Source organism: Dyadobacter sp. CY345, assembly GCF_021502725.1.
Lineage (GTDB): Bacteria > Bacteroidota > Bacteroidia > Cytophagales > Spirosomataceae > Dyadobacter.
On the sequence record NZ_JAKFFS010000001.1, the window covers coordinates 1,394,959 to 1,409,823 of the forward strand.

The 14,865-nt window shown below is 39.3% G+C and carries 15 protein-coding genes; 6 read left to right on the forward strand and 9 right to left on the reverse strand.

Annotation, left to right across the window (positions count from 1 at the left end):
- Window positions 1-558: 558 nt before the first annotated feature.
- The 3 genes from L0657_RS05815 (at window position 559) to L0657_RS05825 (ending at window position 3,672) form a co-directional block, all read left to right on the forward strand.
- Window positions 559-1,533 carry a ribonucleotide-diphosphate reductase subunit beta gene (locus L0657_RS05815; protein WP_090332246.1) on the forward strand — a complete coding sequence of 325 codons (975 nt, stop codon included), beginning with the start codon at window positions 559-561 and terminating at the stop codon, window positions 1,531-1,533.
- A gap of 72 nt (window positions 1,534-1,605) precedes the next feature.
- Complete coding sequence (locus tag L0657_RS05820) at window positions 1,606-3,303, forward strand: ribonucleoside-diphosphate reductase subunit alpha (RefSeq protein ID WP_235149474.1); 1,698 nt, start codon at window positions 1,606-1,608, stop codon at window positions 3,301-3,303.
- Window positions 3,304-3,411: 108 nt separating this feature from the next.
- Entirely contained in the window at window positions 3,412-3,672 is a 261-nt protein-coding gene (locus L0657_RS05825) for a DUF3072 domain-containing protein (protein WP_235149475.1), read from the forward strand.
- Between the two features lie 88 nt (window positions 3,673-3,760).
- On the opposite strand, the gene L0657_RS05830 is transcribed toward L0657_RS05825, so the two are convergent.
- The 8 genes from L0657_RS05830 to L0657_RS05865 form a co-directional block, all read right to left on the reverse strand.
- Window positions 3,761-4,525 (reverse strand): methyltransferase domain-containing protein, encoded by a 765-nt coding sequence (locus L0657_RS05830; protein WP_235149476.1) that lies wholly within the window; start codon window positions 4,523-4,525, stop codon window positions 3,761-3,763.
- Between the two features lie 27 nt (window positions 4,526-4,552).
- Window positions 4,553-5,038, reverse strand: coding sequence for a peptide deformylase (locus L0657_RS05835; RefSeq protein ID WP_235149477.1), 486 nt, complete (start codon window positions 5,036-5,038; stop codon window positions 4,553-4,555).
- Window positions 5,039-5,054: 16 nt separating this feature from the next.
- A complete protein-coding gene (locus L0657_RS05840) occupies window positions 5,055-5,507 on the reverse strand; it encodes a GNAT family N-acetyltransferase (protein ID WP_235149478.1) in 453 nt (150 codons plus the stop codon).
- Window positions 5,508-5,592: 85 nt separating this feature from the next.
- Window positions 5,593-6,729: a DUF692 family multinuclear iron-containing protein gene (locus tag L0657_RS05845; RefSeq protein WP_235149479.1), complete on the reverse strand. Its 1,137-nt coding sequence runs from the start codon at window positions 6,727-6,729 to the stop codon at window positions 5,593-5,595.
- 15 nt (window positions 6,730-6,744) lie between these two features.
- Window positions 6,745-6,900: a hypothetical protein gene (locus L0657_RS05850; protein ID WP_235149480.1), complete on the reverse strand. Its 156-nt coding sequence runs from the start codon at window positions 6,898-6,900 to the stop codon at window positions 6,745-6,747.
- 168 nt (window positions 6,901-7,068) lie between these two features.
- Window positions 7,069-7,371: a hypothetical protein gene (locus L0657_RS05855; RefSeq protein WP_235149481.1), complete on the reverse strand. Its 303-nt coding sequence runs from the start codon at window positions 7,369-7,371 to the stop codon at window positions 7,069-7,071.
- Window positions 7,372-7,856: 485 nt separating this feature from the next.
- Complete coding sequence (locus L0657_RS05860) at window positions 7,857-8,219, reverse strand: hypothetical protein (RefSeq protein ID WP_235149482.1); 363 nt, start codon at window positions 8,217-8,219, stop codon at window positions 7,857-7,859.
- 539 nt (window positions 8,220-8,758) lie between these two features.
- Window positions 8,759-9,496, reverse strand: a complete 738-nt coding sequence (locus L0657_RS05865; protein WP_235149483.1) for a metallophosphoesterase — start codon at window positions 9,494-9,496, stop codon at window positions 8,759-8,761.
- Window positions 9,497-9,846: 350 nt separating this feature from the next.
- Between L0657_RS05865 and L0657_RS05870 the strand changes: the two genes are divergently transcribed.
- The 3 genes from L0657_RS05870 to L0657_RS05880 all read left to right on the forward strand — a co-directional run bounded on the left by L0657_RS05870 (window position 9,847) and on the right by L0657_RS05880 (window position 12,497).
- Window positions 9,847-11,004 carry a Gfo/Idh/MocA family protein gene (locus tag L0657_RS05870; RefSeq protein WP_235149484.1) on the forward strand — a complete coding sequence of 386 codons (1,158 nt, stop codon included), beginning with the start codon at window positions 9,847-9,849 and terminating at the stop codon, window positions 11,002-11,004.
- Entirely contained in the window at window positions 11,001-11,903 is a 903-nt protein-coding gene (locus L0657_RS05875) for a sugar phosphate isomerase/epimerase (protein WP_235149485.1), read from the forward strand. The genes L0657_RS05870 and L0657_RS05875 overlap by 4 nt, the downstream gene beginning before the upstream one ends.
- 165 nt (window positions 11,904-12,068) lie before the next feature.
- Window positions 12,069-12,497, forward strand: a complete 429-nt coding sequence (locus tag L0657_RS05880; protein ID WP_235149486.1) for an SRPBCC family protein — start codon at window positions 12,069-12,071, stop codon at window positions 12,495-12,497.
- A 207-nt stretch (window positions 12,498-12,704) separates the two neighbouring features.
- Here the strand turns inward: L0657_RS05880 and L0657_RS05885 are convergent, their stop codons facing one another.
- Window positions 12,705-14,660 (reverse strand): M12 family metallo-peptidase, encoded by a 1,956-nt coding sequence (locus L0657_RS05885; RefSeq protein WP_235149487.1) that lies wholly within the window; start codon window positions 14,658-14,660, stop codon window positions 12,705-12,707.
- Window positions 14,661-14,865 lie beyond the last annotated feature (205 nt).

Here is a 14,865-nt window from a genome sequence, read left to right on the forward strand (position 1 = left end):
AGGATATTATAAATGTACAATATTTAATTTTCTACTGATTGCAGTTGAAGAGGTCGGCATTTATTGAATTTCAGAAATTAAAAGTTTAGACTCTTGGGAGTCTGTATGAGTTGATGGAATTTTAATTTGAGAGGTTTAACTACTTAACCATTGGCTACTTGGCAATTATGGCGGTTAGTTATTTAATTAATGAATTCATATTCCAATATTTTAACGCAAGCATATTTATATAAATTTTAATCAAATAATTAATTAAAAAATAAATGTTTGCAAATATTTTACATTATACACTTTATAATGAGGTGGTTAAATATTTTTTTAAATTAAAAAGTTTACAAAATTTAAAAGTTAATCGAATTAATATGTAAGTTTACAACCCGGAAAATATGAACTTTTATCGCTCTTGAAAGGTTGAAACAGTTAAATATCCTATTCGGAATTAAGCAAAAAGCCGCTTTGTCAGTGTATTGATTTAGCTCTAAATAAAAGTTATTGACTTGATATACACCGGGAAGGCTTACACGATTCTAACATTATAATTTATAGATAGCATTTTTTATGAGTATTTTTGATAAACGTCTACAATACAAACCATTTGAGTATCCTGAAATATTACAATTTACGGAAGCGATTAATAAAGCCTACTGGGTTCATTCAGAAGTAGATTTTACAGCAGACACACAGGACTTTCATTCGCATTTGAATGCAGCAGAAAGAAATGCTGTGAAAAATAGTTTGCTTGCGATCGCTCAGATCGAAGTGGCTGTTAAGTCGTTCTGGGGAAATCTTTTTCACCATTTGCCAAAACCTGAATTTAATGGTCTGGGAAGCACGTTTGCTGAATGTGAATTCCGCCATTCGGAAGCTTACTCGCGTTTGCTGGAAGTGCTTGGATATACCAACCAGTTTGAGTCGCTGGTGGAAATTCCGGTGATCCGTGAGCGTATCGATTATTTGTCGGAAGCTTTGGGGAATTCAAAATCGACTGACAAAAAGGAATACGCGTTCTCGCTGATCCTGTTCTCGATTTTGATCGAAAACGTAAGCTTGTTCAGTCAATTTGCGATTATTTTATCTTTTGCCCGTTTCAAGGGTTTGATGAAAAACGTAAGCAATATCATCGCCTGGACCTCCATTGATGAGCAGATTCACGCAAATGCAGGAATTTATTTGGTAAATAAAATCAAAGAAGAATTTCCTGACATGTTTGATCAGGAAACAGTGGCAGAAATCACCCGTTTGGTGCGCTCGTCAATCGATGTGGAATCCCGCATCATCGACTGGATTTTCAGCGAGGGCGAAATCGACAGTATTAATAAGGAAGATCTGATCAACTTCATGAAGTACCGTGCAGACGACAGTCTTCAGAAAATCGGTCTGCCCCGCCAGTTCAATCTTGCGATTGCGGATGTGAAATTGCTGCAATGGTTTGAAGAAGAAGTTTTTGCGAACAGTCTTGATGACTTTTTTGCAAAACGTCCGGTGGATTATACCAAACACGACAAAAGTATTTCAGCATTTGATCTGTTCTAAAAAAAATAAAAATCGATCGAAGTTTTTTAAATAAAACCAAGAAATCAACAACATATTAATCATAAAAAAGAAATGAAAGTTGCCGAATTAGACCTGCTGGAAGGTGTCACTCCCCAGTACGAAATGGAGAAACTATGGTGGAAAAACACTGAAAGCGAACAGGTTCTAAACCGTGGATATTTGTTGAAAGGCGAAACCGTGGAAGGAGCTATCGAGCGCGTTTGTGCCGCCGCAGCAAAACGCTTATACCGTCCCGAACTGAAAGAAGCTTTTCAGGAAATGGTTGAAAGAGGCTGGATGAGTTTAAGTTCTCCAATCTGGGCAAATATGGGCACAGAGCGTGGATTGCCTATTTCTTGTTTCAATGTACATGTGCCGGACAATATTGAAGGTATCACGCACAAACTTGGCGAAGTGATCATGCAAACCAAGATTGGTGGCGGAACCTCCGCTTATTTCGGTGATTTGCGCGCGCGCGGAAGTGCTGTGACGGACAATGGAAAAAGTAGTGGTGCGGTAAGTTTCATGCGTCTTTTTGACACGGCCATGGACACGATTTCTCAGGGCGGAGTGCGCCGCGGTGCATTCGCAGCTTACATGGATATTGATCATGAGGATATAGAAGAATTTTTACAGATTAAAGATATCGGTCACCCGATCCAGAATCTTTTTTCAGGTGTTTGTGTGCCTGATTACTGGATGCAGGACATGATCGATGGGGACATGGCCAAAAGAGAAATCTGGGCGAAAATTTTACAAAGCCGTCAGCAGAAAGGTCTTCCGTATATATTCTTTTCTGACAACGTAAACCTGAATAAACCGCAGGTCTACAAAGACAAAAATCTGCGTATCAACGCAAGTAATTTGTGTTCGGAAATTATGTTGCCGTCGACAGAAGATGAGTCTTTTATCTGCTGCTTGTCATCAATGAACCTTGAATTGTATGACGAATGGAAAGATACTGATGCCGTGAGATTGGCTATTTTTTTCCTGGATGCTGTTCTTCAGGAATTTATTGAAAAAACAGAAGGAAATCATTTCCTGGCTAGCGCAAACCGTTTTGCGAAACGCCACCGCGCGCTTGGTCTTGGCGTTTTGGGATGGCATTCGTACCTGCAAAAAAATATGATTCCGTTTGAAGGAATGCAGGCAAAACAGCTGACAACGCAGATATTCAAAGCAATTCAGGATAAATCAGAAAAGGCGACGCAAGAACTTGCTCTGATATACGGAGAGCCGGAATTACTAAAAGGATACGGTCGCAGAAACACAACGCTGTTGGCTATTGCGCCGACAACTTCTTCGTCTGCCATTCTTGGTCAAACATCTCCTGGCATCGAACCATTCAGCAGCAATTACTACAAGGCAGGTCTCGCAAAAGGTAATTTTATGCGTAAAAATAAATACCTGAAAGTATTACTGGAAGAGAAAGGTTTGGACAATGAGGAAACCTGGCGGACGATTATGCTGAACCACGGAAGTGTGCAGCATATGCCCGAATTATCTGCTGAGGAAAAAGACGTTTTTAAAACTTTCAAAGAAATTAGTCAGCTGGAAATTATTCAACAGGCTTCGATCCGTCAAAAATATGTGGATCAGTCTCAAAGTTTAAATTTGAATATTCCTTCCAATCTGCCGGTTAAAGAAGTTAATAAGTTACTTATTGAAGCATGGAAGCTAGGTGTGAAAACGCTTTACTACCAGAGAAGCCAAAGCGTTTCGAAAGAATTGGTGACGAGTTTGGTAAGTTGCCAGTCATGCGAATCGTAAGAGATTTTTAGCGGATTAAAACATTGGTAAGTTGATAAACACAGATTGAGCCGGCAAAACGCTGGCTCAATTTTTTTATCCATATCAATAAATTAACATAACTTCATAATGGCAACTAACGATCAAAATTCAACTGAGGAAAATCAAAATCCGTCAACTGGCAGTCAGGAAATAAAAGGCTCGAATACCGTAAAAGATCCGGATGAGTGGACAACAGGTGACGAGCCAATGACAGGCGCGCAGCAATCCTATTTGAAAACGCTTTCAGATGAAGCGGGTGAAGAATTTGATGAAACGCTAACCAAGGCAAATGCTTCAAAACGTATTGAGGAGTTGCAGCAAAAAACCGGTCGCGGACAAGAGAAATAGGCAGACAGTAGAAATTAAATAAAAGCACCAAATTGAAGACTGAGGTTACCTCAACTTCAATTTGGTGCTTTTATTTGTATGTAAATCTTCAAAAAGTCGCCTTCATTAGTATTCTTTTAAAAGGAAAAAATACCGGAGTCTTAGGGAATCTGCTTTTCAAACGCGACTTGTATTCGTTGATAAAATTCTGTTTATTTTGATCATCCAGCTTTTCCAGGTAAGGTATCAGAGCAGTACCTGAAACCCAATCAAACAGCGCATCCGAGTCATTCAGCACAAGCGGATATATTTTTTCAAAAACAGTGATATCCCTTCCTTCATTCTCAAATAATAACTCGGCATAATCGTCAATATTCAGCACCGTATCCGCCCGGTCCCAACTTTTAAAAAGAGGTTCGAAAAGTGGGTCCGAAGCCAGGTCGCTGAGCATCCTGTTTGTCAGGTTATGATTTTGCGCCGGCAATTGGATTGCGAGCTGGCCACCCGATTTAATCGAAGAAATAATTTCTGGCAACAGTGATTTATGATTTTTTACCCATTGGATTGCCGCGTTGGAAAACACCAAATCCCACTTACTTCCGGATTGTAACTGCTCTTCAATGGATCGTTTTTCGAAATGTACCTGTGCGTTTTCAAATTCCCTGGTATCGTTAAGCATTTCTTGCGAAGAGTCTACGCCCAGCACTTTTGAATCAGGCAACATATCAGCCAGTTTCCTGGTCAATTCTCCTGTTCCACATCCCAGATCTATAACTTCGAGATTTGGCTTTATTTCTATCAGAGCAGCCAAATCGAAAAATGGCAAGAAACGGTCTGATTTAAATTTATTATAGGTATTCGGATTCCAGGCCATTATCTAATTCTTACGTAGTAAATTTATTTAGTTTCGCCATTTAAACGACTTTTCATCGATAGCTCGCATCGTGCACAAAACTCCGTTCAAATGATCATACTCATGTTGTAGAAGTTCTGACAGGCCATCCTGCATTTTCCATTGTTGCGGCTGCCAGTTTTCATCCAGATAATTTATTGTCAAATATTTGTGCCGTTTGACTTTCACGAGCAAGTTGGGGAAACTCATGCAATCGTCCCACATTTCGAACATATCCTCACTCAGATCTGTAAATTCCGGATTGATAAAAATGATGGGTCTATCAATATTCATGTAAATCAATCGCTTCATGATGCCGAGTTGAGGAGCTGCAATCGCTCTTCCGAAATTGTACTTTGACCGGATCTCCTGCATTACGTTATGGAGGTCCTCAATCCAGCCTTTTACCTGCGGCAGTTCTGTTTCCAATACCGGGTCGCAGACTTCATAAAGCAGCGGATTGCCAAGTTGTAAAATATCGTTTAAGCCTTTCATAAAGCGGAAAACCTGTTTAAATTAATACTTTTTCGAAGCAGACGCTGTTTTCAATTCCGATATACTGGCCATAATTTGGGGTAATTTGGTAGCCGTTCTTTTTGTAAAATGCTATGGCTTCCGGTTGTCGCTTTCCTGTTTCCAAAACACATTTTTTATAGGACATTTCTGCTGCCCATTTTTCGAGTTCTCTCAAAACAGAAGACGCAATTCCCATTCCCCGGCCTTCGGGAGAAGTATACATTCGTTTAACTTCCATCGCATTTTGATCAAATTCCTTAATTGCTCCACACCCAACAGGTACTCCATCTTCGAAGGCAACAACGGTATGTTTGATTTTGTCAACTTTATTGAATTGGGAGTAAAAAGAATGATCTTCACCGTCGCGGATTGCAAGGTCTGCGTCAAGTTTTTTAACAAGAAAAATAAAATCTTCGTCTGTGGAATCTGTGCGTTTTAGGGTGCTCATTGCGTGATCCAGAAATTTATCTATGCCAGAAAATGAATGTTTCGGCAATTTAAGTAAATTCTGATTTGATCAACGGAAGGGCATTTTATAAAAAACCTTTCTGCCATTTTTGAGCAATAGCCAAGGCAGTTTCCAGCATATACGGTTCCCAATTTTCAACTTTCCATTCGGAATGATGCAGCGCTGATCTTGATAATAACTGTCTGGCGTGATCGAAGTTTTTTGCCGTTTCAAGAATTGAAGACAATTCCAGCTGTTGCTCAAAAAGTGTGAGGTTTTCAAGTGGAGACGGTGCTAAGGATACCGTGTCAATAGGTAGGAAATTATTGAATAGTTTTTCTGGAAAAGCATATTCTTTGTGTTTGACAATGGCGTTCATTTTAAGAAAATCCTGCTGAAAAGCCAACTGGCTTTCTGTTGAATATAGCGCCGTTCCCATCTGTTCGAGCACGACAAATTTAAGGTTTGGGCATTTAGGAATTGTTGCTTTCAGAAGGTCAAAAACTTCTTTTGGAACTGTGTCATCGTGCGTGTCCCGCCTGATTTTTTCACCCCGGGAAGTTTTCCTTTCATCCCAGCTGCCACCTGAAATATGGATCTCACGCACTTTTTCGAGTGGGTACAAAGCTAAAATATCTTGAAAATCTATATCGAAATTATGAATCTGGCAATAGAGATTATGGAGATCAAGAATGATAAAACCATTAACGCTCTCAACCAGCTTTGAAAGAAATTCGCCGTGGTTTTTAACTTCTTCTAGCGAATAAGAAAATGCCAGATTCTCCAAGCCGACAGGGCACTGACAGGCTTCCTGAATCCTCTTCAATCGGTCAATACCAATATCCAGAAAAGTTTTGGTATAAGGGATTCCAATCGGTGCTCCTTTGTGAAAATCAGACCCGGTCATAAATCCAAAATGTTCTGTGATATGATCAAACCTGAACTTCCTGGAAAAAGTGTTAAGTTTTTTCAGCCAGGCATCTTGCCCGGGAAGCCATTTGCCCGAAAATAGTGAGAAATAAACGCCATGACCTACAAGTCTGCCCTCGTTGCCAAATTCTGAAATCAGGTCCGAAAACCACTCCGGAATTTCTTCATACTTGAAAAGTGTGTCAAAAGACCACTCGATCGCTTCAACTTTTTCTTGTTCGAAAAGCGGGAGAGTTGCCGATAAAATATTGGTATCCAGATTGCAGGCAATGGATGAATAGACTTGCGGCATGGCTATCAAATGAAATCAACCCATTCCACAAGCAGGGCATGGATCCAGTTTTTTGGCTTTGGCAGCTTTTTCTTTTTCCGGACTTACGCTATCGTTGGAACAAGCGCTTATCGTAGTAGTGACTACAACCGCTACGGCAACGGCTTGAAGAACTGTTTTTGAGATTTTCATATTGGCTAATGGTTTATGTAAACAGTTTTGGCAAAATAATCACGCAAGAATATGAGGTTGCTCACTCTAAATACAAAGACTCATAATGGCATGATATGGTTGTAACCTATTAGACATTTTCACCAAATAAAAAGCCGGACTAACACAGCCCGGCTTGATATAATCTGCTTAATTTAAAACCTCCCGATTAAACGTTTTCTCAAATTCTTTAATTGACTTTCTGAGATGTTTATCAGTTAAACCGCTATATTGAAATTGTAAAACTCTGGCTTGTTCGGCAGTCAGTTTTTTAAGTTTCCAATATTTTGGGTGGCTTAATTGGATCGGAGGATGGAAGTCTTCATCTTTCGTGTCTTTAATCAAAACTTCTGTTTCAATTATAACTTTTACAAGATCTGCGGCCAACTTCCCTCTGGTAATCACTTTCGCCAAACGTCCCAAGTCGAGGACAAAAACTTTTTCATGTTTCATTATTTAATTCTTCAAATTACTTTCCGGACTGCAAAGATATTGATAGAAAAGTTTAGTCGGCAGAACTTAATGAAAACTTAATGTAATTTGTATTTTGGAAGATCAATAAAATATTATTTGTTGAAAATGAAATCAACCACTTTCGTTCTGTGTTGAAGATAGGTGCAGCCTTATCTTGTATGTCTTTTTTTAATCGGGTAAAACTCCCGACAAGTTGAGTTTAGCTTCGTAACTTTTATGTCCGATAGGGACTTAGGCAATAGAAAGTTGATCTCAATCGCACAACTGTTATGGTATTGGTAACCATGATTACGAGTCAGGGAAATTATATTTTTCTGCGATTACGTCCGAAGCTTCATGGACCAAATCTTCCGCTTCATCGTCTTGCGCTAACTGTATTTTCGTAGGAAAATTAATGATCTAAATATCTGATCATAAAATTAACGGCAATAAATCGTCTTAATTAATCAGAAGATTGCAGGATATTAAAATATACCCACCTTTAACTTGATCGTACCTTTGGAAGTGGATTCGTGCTCAGGGATGTAGGTGATATTGACTTTACTGTTATCAGGTTCACCGTGAAAGTCTCTTTTCAAAGTTCCATTAATATCGCCTGCGGGAAATCGTATGACTTCTGAATGAGTTCTCTTAAAGGTGCCTGCTTTTGGAGTTTCTTTATGATAAAAGTCCAGTTTTAGTTTGTAATCATCATTTGCATAACCTTCAACCTTGATGATCAAAGCGCTGTTGCCTGACTTATCGGGAGTTTCCCAAATGTTTTCGGAGGACCCGATGTGATGAATTAAGTGCTCTGTAAGCTGGTGAAAAGTAATAATATACCCCACCCAAAACTAATAATATAAGAGAAACTCCGACAAGAAGCCATTCTCTTCTGTTAATCCACATCATTAAAATGTATCATTTTCTTATTGATCTACAAAGTTATTCAATCGCCTTATAAATTTATGTTAGTTAACAATAAGATAATGTAAGACAGTCTGTTGCGGATTTTGTGAGTTGGTTTTAATTCTCGAATTCAGGTTAATTGATTTGAATCTGATAATTTTGGGTATGGAAAGAGCAGATATACCACTGTTAGCATTAGCGTCGTTAAAGTCGCCGAAGTTATTATCTCTATTTCAAAGCTCGCTGAGCCTCCTCTCCGCCTTTTGATGGGATCCGATGCGTTACAATTTGCCAACTACAAAATTCAAATGTTACAAGAGGGCGTTGAAGCGAACAAAACGATAACGCTTTCAACCGACTTTATATAATTTGAAATTAGTTTATACGCACTGAGCTCAGTTTTCAATTCTGAGTTCAGGGTGTTTTTTTATACATAAAAAGCCGGGTTTCGACATTTTAGTTTAATAAATTCAAAAAATCAAAAATATATTTTTTCGGCTTCTTCGGGATACAGATCAATCATCAAATCACTTTGCCAGAATTCTTTTGTTTTGACATTCATGGCCGTAAGTTTTCCGTTTTTCTTCACGCCGGTATCCATGTTCCAGAGGTTCGCTGAATGAATAGGTACGGCGCTGCCAAACTTTAATGTGGGTGTATGTCCTATAAAAATTTCGTTAAACAAGCTTAATCTGACTGGAAAGTGATCAGTGGGAAACTGCTTCTGGTCTTTGAAAATCATCGCCGTTTCCAGCAGTGTCCGGTCGTTGAAAAGATAGTTTTCATGCAATTCTTTGGCCGGGCCTTGCTGCGAGGTAAAGCCGGCATGAACGTAGAGATTCTGCTGATCGTCAACATAAAAACTCCTGAATTTACGGAAAAAATCGCGGTGTTTTTTCTTCTCCTCAGCGCTGTAAGATCCATAACTTCGTAAAGTGGATTGTCCGTCACTTGCTAGCCATAACGGATCAGCATGGCCCGTTTCCAGCCATTCCTGCAACCAGACGTCATGGTTTCCTTTCAGGAACACACAGTCAAATCGGGAATCCAGTTCGATCAAAAAGTCGATGGTTTGCCCGGACTCCGGCAAGCCGTCGACATAATCTCCAAGAAAAATAAGCCGGCTGTTTTCATCCGGCTTGATTAATTTAATGATCTGATTCAGCGCTTTTAAAGCACCGTGGATATCGCCAATAACATACGTTTCCTGCGCCATAATATGTTTAGATGTGATTTAACCAGTATTGATAAAGTAAAATATCTGTTCCAGTTGGAAAAACTTCCGGTTCAGCCGAATTTTGGAAAACATGATGATTTTTTACCCAAAAAATTTTTATTTCCAGTCCATGAATGCTCTTTGATCAAAATCCACTCAGAATGCTGTCATTTATCTTACTATTCAAATTGTTTTTTGACATAAATGTCTAATTAATAGATTCTTACAGTTCTTATAAGTTAGATTTAAAGAAATAAAATTTGCCGCAAAAGAAAACTTTATATTAAGCCTGACCCTAAAAGTGCTTTACGTTAGGAGTAACTAATAATTGATTTTGAAATATACAGATCATGACCAAACAACTTAATGTCGGTATCGTAGGATATAAATTCATGGGGCGCGCGCACAGTAATGCCTGGCTCAAAGCACCTTTATTTTTCGATCTCCCAGCCAAACCCGTTTTGAAAATTGCATGCGGCAGACAGGAAAGTTCTTTAAGAGAATTTGCGCAGAAATGGGGCTGGGAGAAAACAGAAACAGATTGGAGAAAATTGGTTAGCAGTCCCGAAATCGATATTGTTGACATTGCCCTGCCGCAAAATCTTCATTATGAAATTGCCATGGCTGCCGCAAAAGAAGGCAAACATATCTTTTGTGAAAAGCCGCTTGCGATGAACAGGAAACAAGCGGAAGAAATGGTCAAAGTTTGCGAGGACAATAAGGTCAAACATTATTTAAATCATAATTACAGAAGAACCCCGTCAGTTGCTTTTGCAAAAAAAATGATTGAGGACGGGAAAATCGGACGAATATTCCATTGGCGTTGTACATACCAGCAGGATTGGATCGTAGACCCACACTTTCCATTAACCTGGCAGCTGAGAAAGGAAACTGCCCAGGCTGGCCCTCAATGGGATTTGAACTCTCATGCAGTGGACCTTGCGCATTTCCTCGTTGGTGATATTGAAACGGTATCTTGCCTGATGACCAATTTCATAAAAGAACGCCCCTTGGCTGATGAAACAACTTCCGGAAATCTCAGTGCTGCAACTTTGGGTGATCAAATGGGAGAAGTCACAGTTGAAGATGCGGCTTTGATGATGGTGCGTTTTAAAAATGGCGCAATAGGTTCTTTCGAAGCGACACGTTTTGCAACGGGAAGGAAAAATGGTTTACGATTTGAGATTTACGGAAGTAAGGGAAGCATTCTATTTGATATGGAAAGAATGAACGAATTGCAGTATTATTCTCTGGCAGACGAAGAAGGAACGCAGGGTTTTCGGCTTATCCAGACCACGGAGTCAGTGCATCCGTATGCCGGACACTGGTGGCCAGCCGGGCATATTATAGGTTATGAGCATGCTTTTGTGCACGCAGTTGCAGATTTTGTTAATGCAGTAATTCATGATACTGTAATAGAACCGAATTTTTATGATGGATTAAAGATCATAGAAGTTCTGGAAGCCGGAATTCAGTCAGCAGATTTAAATAAACAAGTCGTGTTATGAAAAAATATATCACCAGCGTTTCCATCCTTTTTTTCCTCTTGTCGGGTTTTGTTTTAAAAGCGCAAAAAGCATCACGCACGAAGAATATTTATGCGAAGCAAAATCTGATCGCCTGGTGTATTGTTCCCTATGATGTTAAAAACAGAGGGCCGGTCGAACGTGCAGAGATGCTTAACAAATTAGGATTTACGATGCTGGCATACGATTGGAGGGAAAAACATATTCCGGAATTTGATGCAGAACTGGATGCTCTAAAAAAACATCATATCAAACTCCAGGCTTTCTGGTACCACACGGGAGCCAATCCTGAATCTGATAAAAATCTCCCTATCATTCTGGATGTACTGAAACGCCATGGTGTAAAAACACAGATATGGCTAATGGTGAGCGGTATTAAAGATCTGGATAAAATGTCGCAACAGGAAAAGCTCCTTGCCATAGCGAAGCCGGTTAATTATGTTGCAGAAAAAGCTGCCGAAATTGGCTGCACAGTCGGGCTATATAATCATGGTGGCTGGTATGGGATGCCGGAAAATCAGCTGGAAGTGATCCGGTATCTGAAAAAACCAAACATTGGAATCGTTTATAATTTCCATCATGCTGAGGAAGATATTGAGCGCTTCCCAAAATTCTTTCCTGAGATACTGCCACATTTATTTGCAGTTAACTTAATGGGTCTGAAAAAAGGCAATCCGGTAAAAGTGGTGCCGATAGGCGAGGGTGACGCTGAGTCAGAGATGATAAAAATCGTCAGAGAAAATGCTTATAACGGCCCTATTGGCATCATAAACGAGGATACAGCACCGGATGCGGAGGTCGGGCTTACAATGAATATGCATGGTTTAAAGAAAATCCTGAAAGAACAGTCAGATCAGGCAGCACTAAATACTTATAAGTAATTTCGGGAGTGCACTCATTTTAATATTGTTGCATTGCTATAATTTGCCAAAATAATCTGGTCGTAAAGTGACTGTTAAATGTCGTAATCGTACAGTAATAGACCCGGGTCGCGGGCATACCTTTGTTATAGATAATTAATAACATTAACCCTTAAAGACATTCAGATGGAAGCGAAGAAAACACCGGCAATCACAGTTGAAGCTTTGATTAATGCGCCAACAAAAAAAGTCTGGGAATTCTGGACTGAACCCCAGCATATCACAAAATGGACTTTTGCATCCGATGACTGGCATGCTCCCTATGCCGAAAATGATCTTCGGATTGACGGAAAGTTCAAGACCACTATGGCTGCAAAAGATGGCAGCATGAGCTTTGATTTTGAGGGCGTTTACACAGATGTTCAAACTTATAAATTAATTCAATACGTCCTTGGTGACGGCAGAGAAGTAAGTATCTCTTTCGACAGCGAGGATAATGTCACAACAGTTACCGAAACTTTTGATCCGGAAAGTGAAAATTCAATCGAACTACAAAGAGACGGATGGCAGGCTATTCTTGACAATTTTAAAAACTATGTTGAAACAGCCGTATAATATTTACGTACATTTAATTTCAAAACACAACGGGTTATTGGTTATTCCAGTGACCTGTTTTTTTACCCCAATACCGGAATTTTAAATTTTTGGTTAAAACCACATGGTTAAGTATTTCCATGTAAAAGGTTCTATCAATTGATTGTTTTACTTGTTGTTTAAAAAGAGCGATCTCCGAAGATGCTGATATGCGATAGCACTAAAATATTATCTCAATACAACTCTTTTAACCTCTGTTTTTTGACCTGAATCTTTTGTTGGAATTACATAAACATAATAGGTGCCGCGAGGGAGTGTTGCAACATCAAACTGCGTTTTTCTACTTGCAATGGCGCTTGCAGTATCACCTGAGTTAGATATTGATCTGACTAAGGTAGATTTTTCGTTATAAAGTAAAATCTCCTTCGGTAGTTCCGTTTCCGCGGTTTCGCTTTCGAAATCAATACTGATAATATTAGTTGCCGGATTTGGATAAATAATTGCGCCGGTATTTGTGCATTTCCAGCTGTATTCCAGTTTCTCTGAAAGCGGAGTTGTTCCACATGCATTTGTGATGTTGCCCTGGATGAAGTGACTGGTGCCACACATGCCGCCATTTACTTTTACATCATTTTCAAATCCTGATTTTACAAGTGTTCCATCAAGCAGCCAATTGTAAGTTGAGTGAATTATTTCTGTCGTATTTACTGCGACAATACCATAAGTATCTATCGCAGTAAGGCTTGTAGTAACACTTGGGATACCTACATAAATTACTTTTGAAAATATTAACGGTTTGCCACATACGTCAATGGCGGCAGTAATAGTCGTTTCACCCGATTCTGTTCCAATCCGTTTCGCTAAGCCTGTTGTTTCATTAATTGTAAGCACAGATTCGTTGCTGCTTGTCCACCTGGCCGGAACACCCAGCAGGTTCATTCTGTACGTAGAAGTGGCAGAACATAATGTAGAATCTCCCAGTACTTCAAAAGCGTATTCCGATGTCAATAATGCCTTTCCGTTCGCGGCAATCCAGTCTTTTATTTCACCTTGTGAAAAGTCAGAAAATGCCAGTGCTTTGTCTAGACCGCTGCACATAATGGTTTTACTGGTTGTCGAACATCCGGATTTTGCATCCGTTGGGTGTGATGCGTTAAAATTATGTCCAATTTCATGCGCCACAGTAAGATATTCATTCGAAGTCCCGTACGTAAGTGAATAGGCCATGTTAGGCGTTTTTCCAATAACACCTTTGTGTGCAATACCTAACGTAAAGGCTTCCAGAAACTTAGATGTGAACAAATGCGCAACGTCCCTTTTTACATCTGTCTTGTTTTTATTCCAGTAGTTGGTAAATTCCATTAACAATTTCGAAGGATCCGTAGAAGTATAAGGATCGTTTGCGGTGGTGTAAACGTGCTGATAATTAACCATAAGACGGATATTAAAAGTACTCATGTAGATACCTGCCACAATATTCATATCGTTCAGGATACGCGCGTTCGTATTTTTACCATTGTTTTTGAAGTACTCAAAATCAGCATCCGTCGCCACTTCAAGAATACGGCACTCAGAATTGAAGGTTTCAGAAGTTCTGGCAGCGGCCTGTGCTTTGCTTACTGCCTGACTAATCGGCTCTTCCAGTCCACATTTTCCATCAATATCCTGAACATCAGCTACATTAAATACGACATAACGGTTGTCGGTATCTTGTGTATTTGTAATATCTGACAACGGTTCGATTGCGTAGAAACCCTCTTTACCGTCGCTTACGATGCCTTTTATTTGATCGTTGTCAATATATAAACGAACAAACTGGGATGGATCATTATTGGCGTAGCCTGAATAAGTATTACAAACTGCAACAGAATTATCAGTAACCTCTCCGTTTTTAGTGCTCATAACAGACTTATAATCAGCTGTTCTGATTTCAGTTTGTTGTAGCGTAAGATCCAGTGTGAGGTTATTCGATACAGCAAGTTTTAATTTCGCTTGCAGGGGATTTCTTTTGACAAAACTATTCAGCGCAGAAGGTTCCAGTTGTATTACGTTTAAAACTTTAACCAGCCCGTCCAGTTTCTGGATCTCAGTATTGGTAAGTTTTGCAGGAACATTTAATTGAGATGCAATTTGTGCGTGTGCAACCTGGCTAAGGAAGCAAAAAACAAGTAAAAGATTTTTCATAATTTGAGTAAAACTGATAGAAATAAAGGGAATTCAGAATTCAATAACGTTCTGGAAACTTTTTAAAATTGGGTTTACGTAAGCTGGCTTTTTACTGATTAAAGTAATTCTACGAAGAAGTTTGATTTTTGAACTTTTAGGTGTTTTTGCCTTGCCTGAAACTAAGTAATAGAAGAAAATCGGATATGCAACCAAATTTTTATAC

Coding starts and splice junctions, on each gene's coding strand:
- L0657_RS05815 (WP_090332246.1), top strand. CDS start 559: ATGAGTATTTTTGATAAACGTCTACAATACAAACCATTTGAGTATCCT.
- L0657_RS05820 (WP_235149474.1), top strand. CDS start 1,606: ATGAAAGTTGCCGAATTAGACCTGCTGGAAGGTGTCACTCCCCAGTAC.
- L0657_RS05825 (WP_235149475.1), top strand. CDS start 3,412: ATGGCAACTAACGATCAAAATTCAACTGAGGAAAATCAAAATCCGTCA.
- L0657_RS05830 (WP_235149476.1), bottom strand. CDS start 4,525: ATGGCCTGGAATCCGAATACCTATAATAAATTTAAATCAGACCGTTTC.
- L0657_RS05835 (WP_235149477.1), bottom strand. CDS start 5,038: ATGAAAGGCTTAAACGATATTTTACAACTTGGCAATCCGCTGCTTTAT.
- L0657_RS05840 (WP_235149478.1), bottom strand. CDS start 5,507: ATGAGCACCCTAAAACGCACAGATTCCACAGACGAAGATTTTATTTTT.
- L0657_RS05845 (WP_235149479.1), bottom strand. CDS start 6,729: ATGCCGCAAGTCTATTCATCCATTGCCTGCAATCTGGATACCAATATT.
- L0657_RS05850 (WP_235149480.1), bottom strand. CDS start 6,900: ATGAAAATCTCAAAAACAGTTCTTCAAGCCGTTGCCGTAGCGGTTGTA.
- L0657_RS05855 (WP_235149481.1), bottom strand. CDS start 7,371: ATGAAACATGAAAAAGTTTTTGTCCTCGACTTGGGACGTTTGGCGAAA.
- L0657_RS05865 (WP_235149483.1), bottom strand. CDS start 9,496: ATGGCGCAGGAAACGTATGTTATTGGCGATATCCACGGTGCTTTAAAA.
- L0657_RS05870 (WP_235149484.1), top strand. CDS start 9,847: ATGACCAAACAACTTAATGTCGGTATCGTAGGATATAAATTCATGGGG.
- L0657_RS05875 (WP_235149485.1), top strand. CDS start 11,001: ATGAAAAAATATATCACCAGCGTTTCCATCCTTTTTTTCCTCTTGTCG.
- L0657_RS05880 (WP_235149486.1), top strand. CDS start 12,069: ATGGAAGCGAAGAAAACACCGGCAATCACAGTTGAAGCTTTGATTAAT.
- L0657_RS05885 (WP_235149487.1), bottom strand. CDS start 14,660: ATGAAAAATCTTTTACTTGTTTTTTGCTTCCTTAGCCAGGTTGCACAC.